At 40.1% G+C, this 3007-nt stretch carries 4 protein-coding genes; 2 read left to right on the forward strand and 2 right to left on the reverse strand.

Going from position 1 to position 3007, the window contains the following annotated elements; all coding sequences use genetic code 11:
- Nucleotides 1–269: 269 nt before the first annotated feature.
- Both O9295_RS06255 and O9295_RS06260 read left to right on the forward strand, forming a co-directional pair.
- Nucleotides 270–776, forward strand: coding sequence for a type IV pilin protein (locus O9295_RS06255; protein WP_288032375.1), 507 nt, complete (start codon nt 270–272; stop codon nt 774–776).
- A gap of 246 nt (nt 777–1022) precedes the next feature.
- Complete coding sequence (locus O9295_RS06260) at nt 1023–1811, forward strand: hypothetical protein (RefSeq protein ID WP_288032376.1); 789 nt, start codon at nt 1023–1025, stop codon at nt 1809–1811.
- 8 nt (nt 1812–1819) lie between these two features.
- Here the strand turns inward: O9295_RS06260 and O9295_RS06265 are convergent, their stop codons facing one another.
- Both O9295_RS06265 and O9295_RS06270 read right to left on the reverse strand, forming a co-directional pair.
- Nucleotides 1820–2272, reverse strand: coding sequence for a DUF29 domain-containing protein (locus O9295_RS06265; protein WP_288032377.1), 453 nt, complete (start codon nt 2270–2272; stop codon nt 1820–1822).
- A 467-nt stretch (nt 2273–2739) separates the two neighbouring features.
- Complete coding sequence (locus O9295_RS06270) at nt 2740–2931, reverse strand: hypothetical protein (RefSeq protein ID WP_288032379.1); 192 nt, start codon at nt 2929–2931, stop codon at nt 2740–2742.
- Nucleotides 2932–3007 lie beyond the last annotated feature (76 nt).

The raw sequence follows: 3007 nt of genomic DNA on the forward strand, positions 1-3007 counted from the left end.
GGGGGCAGGGTGTGGGGTGTGGGGTGTGGGGTGTGGGGTTTTACCCATTTTCAGGTGGTCAATTACCTAATTTTCAGGGAAAAAATCCCTAAATTTTCCCCCCAAACACTCCAATGGTAGGCACTTTTTCAGGGAAAAAAAGTCTAAAAGCCTTATCCAACAAGGTTTTTAGATTTATTCAGCAAACCCTAAATAAAACCAATCTCCTGTCTCCCGATAACTGATAACTGATAACTGATAACTGATAACTGAATTGCCAGCACCTAACCATGAAATACCTTCTTTTTTCAGCAATCAAATCACAGGGAAAAAAAGCGAGGGGTTTTACTTTAATAGAATTGTTGATAGTGGTGATTTTATTGGGGGTTCTCGCTGCCATCAGTTTACCGAGTCTCTTAGGACAAATCGCCAAAGCTAGGCAAGCAGAAGCGCGCGCAGCACTGGGATTGATCAATCGCGCCCAACAGGGTTATCGTTATGAAAAAGGGACTTTTGCTACTTTATCTGAACTAGCTCTGGAAGCTGCCACTATTTCCCTAAAATTCTATAATATCAGCGAAGTGGGACCCCCCAATCCTGTTGGAGCCGCCTATGAATTGGATGCTTTGGCTCCATTTGATGACGATATTAAAAATTATGCCGGAGCGGCCGGACAAACGGCAGCCGGGGCCTATACTGGTATTGTTTGTGAGGATGAAACTCCTTTAGAAGATAATGTTTCTACCAGTAATTCCGCCGGTGTTCTTGATTGTGTTAATGGCAATAGAATTAATTAAAATAACCCCAAAAATCTTTTATTTTTGTTGATAAGTAAATGGTTATAATTATGAAGGTCGTGATTTGTCGGTTAATTCATCGTAGGGTTAATTCATCGTAGGGTTAATTCATCGTAGGGTTAATTCATCGTAGGGTTAATTCATCGTAGGGTTAATTCATCGTAGGGTTAATTCATGAATTAACCCTACCATCGCGGTTAATTCATGAATTAACCCTACACTGATTATTGACTTTTATTTAAAGCTATGGTAGGTGCAAAAAAATCTCTCAATCTATCCTTACTTAAAACTCTGGGTTTAGTCGCCGTCATCGGTGGACTAATCATAGCTATTGTGGAAATGCAACAGGAAAAGGTGAAAACCTTGACCAAAGAAAAGTTATTAGATAGAAATTATCCTCAAGAGTCTCGCCTAGAAAATGCTCAGGTTCAGTTATTAAAAAATATACCTTCCTTTGGCTTTGACAATATGTTAGCCAATTGGTCAATGTTGCAGTTTATACAATACTATGGCGATGGGGATGCTCGTAGGGAAACTGGTTACGGTTTAAGTCCCGATTTTATGGAAATTGTCACCAAAAATGACCCCAAATTTGTCCGCGCCTATTTGATGATGTCTGTCGCTTCTTCCCTGAATGCTGGTAAACCGGAAAGAACGATTGAGATTATGAATAAAGGTTTATCAAAAATCACTCCTGATGTCACCGATGCCTATTTTCTTTGGTTATATAAAGGAGTGGATGAACTATTATTTTTAGGTGATATTCCCGCAGCGAAAAAATCTAATCAAATGGCCGCCGATTGGGCGAAAATTGCCGGTAATGAATTTATCGAAAAATCCGCTAGGGGAACGGTGAAATTTTTAGAAACTAATCCCGATAGTCGCGCTCCTAGAGTCGGTGCTTGGATGTTAGTCTGGATAAATAGCCAAGACGAAGAAACCCGCAAGTTAGCTAAGGAAAATATCGAAAAATTGGGCGGTAAATTGATTGTGGTTAATGATAATCAAGTGATGGCAATTCCCCCCAAGGATTAGGAACTGGCCTATTTTTCATCCTGCCAAAACTTATGATTTAATAAAACATCAATATCCTTAGAAAAAGGACAAAAATCGGGAAAACTAGCATCATATTCAATTCGCATATTCTCCACCGCTTCTTGATAACAATAATCATAAATATCGGTTAAAAAACTGCATAAACTAGGAGAGTCTTTCAGGATATCTTTTAACTTAGATTGACAGCGTTTAATTGTTACTTCCCAACCCCGATAACAGTCGGACAAAGGAAGATAACGCCGTTTTAAAGCGTGTTCAAATAATGTAATTAGACGGTTTTTTAGTTCCCTTTTGTCTCGTCTTCCCAAAGATTCTACCTCCTCGATCAAATTCTCTAAATCAACTTGAGATAAATCCCCAGATTTTAATTGTTTGACCGTCTTCTCTATCCACAAAGCAAAATCTTGATCATAAAGATTTTTTACCTTGGCTAAAGTCATAATTTTGAGCTGCTCTGTTGACTAATTACCTTTATTTTACCGAAACTTGGCCAACAATTTAAGTCTGAATTGGCGCTTACTTAAAACTTGCATTAAAAGTCGCTCGGTTTGGGTGCATCTCACATTTTCGTAAATACCGATAATCAGCAATTATCAGTCACTCTTAAACTGCTACAAATGTATGAACAGCCGCGTGTAAGCATCCCACCGAAAAGCTAATGCGCGAGGGGTTTGGGGACGGCGCTTGCGTCCCCAACGGGGGGTTTGGGGGGTAGAACCCCCCAAAAGACTGGATTGATGACACAAACCTAAAAAGCACAGTTTTTAAACTGCACCGATCGAGGGATAATATAACCGGTTCTTCGGTTTGTGTTATGTAATGGACGGGAGTTATAAGGGGTGAAACCCTTATATAGAAAGACATTGCTTCGATTTTTGCCAATTGTTTTCAATCTAGAACGAGCTAATCAATTAAGTCCTTTGCCAGATAAGGATTTAGCCGATTTCTGTCCCCTGATCGAACCATACCAAGTAACGAAGAACCATATAACCTTGATATTGACAATGGCGACTTTGACATCCTCGCCGCCGTAAACGGACGGTGATTCCCAAACCTCACGATTTAGGTTTCTGCTTCTTTCCCGAAGGATTTTTCGCACCTGCCTTAACAGATTTACTCTGTTCTGGTCTTATGGTCGCTCTACAGACTGACACCGCAAGCCCTGCGGCCAAAAT

Source organism: Microcystis sp. LE18-22.4A, assembly GCF_027531105.1.
GTDB lineage: Bacteria > Cyanobacteriota > Cyanobacteriia > Cyanobacteriales > Microcystaceae > Microcystis > Microcystis aeruginosa.

Coding starts and splice junctions, on each gene's coding strand:
- O9295_RS06255 (WP_288032375.1), top strand. CDS start 270: ATGAAATACCTTCTTTTTTCAGCAATCAAATCACAGGGAAAAAAAGCG.
- O9295_RS06260 (WP_288032376.1), top strand. CDS start 1,023: ATGGTAGGTGCAAAAAAATCTCTCAATCTATCCTTACTTAAAACTCTG.
- O9295_RS06265 (WP_288032377.1), bottom strand. CDS start 2,272: ATGACTTTAGCCAAGGTAAAAAATCTTTATGATCAAGATTTTGCTTTG.